Raw genomic sequence first — 936 nt, 5'->3', positions numbered from 1 at the left:
AGGGAAGCCGGTGCACAGGTGATGCGTGAGACTGAACAGCAGATTTACCGTCAGTTGACTGACGAGGTACTGGCCCTGCGATTGTCTGAAAACGGCTCAAATCATATCGCATAACCCACTGATAATGTTTACTACCGGATGTAGCTTTTTTCATGCCCGAGATGGTCAGTTAGTTCCGCATTAAGCACCGTTTCGACAGTTAATTTCGTCTGCATACGGGAAAACTGATTGAGGTCGGCCTCGGTTTTGAGGCCTTTAGCCAGTTCAGCCGCAAGGGCTTTAAGCTTCTTTTCGTCCATAATTTACCTGTCTCCGTTGTTGGAGTGAACCACGGCAGCCTGACGGCTGCAAATTGAAAACCGCCCCTGTTCGTCCTGTTGTTGCCGCACGCTCCGCAGAATATGTATTCTCTGAGGACCTGTTTTATTAAGGACTCATCCTCTTATGTTGACCCGCAAAAGTATAGATCCCGTTCTGCTCTCTGTTTGAAGTGGTCAACAAAAACTGGCCACCGAGTTAGAGTTTTTCCAGTATCGATTTTCCGATTCGTTTGGGGTAACCCACCACCGGCATCCATTCGTTCTTCAGACTCCTGAAGAAGCGTTCCATTGGGCTGTTATCCCAGCAGTTTCCGCGCCGGCTCATACTCTGTCTGATCTGGTATCGCCACAATAACTGCCGGAACTGCCTGCTCGTATAATGACTGCCCTGATCGCTGTGGAACATCACCCCGCCGGGCTTACCACGGGTTTCCCATGCCATTTCCAGCGCTTTCATGGTGAGCCTGCTGTCCGGCGAGAACGACATGGCCCAGCCCACTGGTTTTCTTGCGAACAGGTCGAGAACAACGGCGAGGTACGCCCAGCGCTTACCCGTCCAGATACAGGTCACATCACCGCACCACACCTGATTTGGCTCGGTCACGGCGAACTGCCT

At 51.8% G+C, this 936-nt stretch carries 1 protein-coding gene and 2 pseudogenes; 1 reads left to right on the top strand and 2 read right to left on the bottom strand.

Annotated elements, in window-relative coordinates:
* A partial coding sequence (locus BFF42_RS27900; RefSeq protein WP_235870049.1) for a hypothetical protein occupies positions 1-114 on the top strand: 114 nt, incomplete at its 5' end.
* Between the two features lie 29 nt (positions 115-143).
* On the opposite strand, the pseudogene BFF42_RS18575 reads toward BFF42_RS27900, so the two are convergent.
* Both BFF42_RS18575 and BFF42_RS18570 read right to left on the bottom strand, forming a co-directional pair.
* A pseudogene (locus BFF42_RS18575) lies at positions 144-299 on the bottom strand (IS256 family transposase); the annotation flags it as partial.
* A 195-nt stretch (positions 300-494) separates the two neighbouring features.
* Positions 495-936: pseudogene (locus tag BFF42_RS18570) on the bottom strand (IS3 family transposase); the annotation flags it as partial.

This window comes from Shigella sp. FC1661 (assembly GCF_001712525.1).
Taxonomy (GTDB): domain Bacteria; phylum Pseudomonadota; class Gammaproteobacteria; order Enterobacterales; family Enterobacteriaceae; genus Escherichia; species Escherichia coli.
The sequence above is the reverse complement of the archived record's forward strand: the minus strand, read 5'-3'. Positions and strand labels throughout refer to the sequence as shown.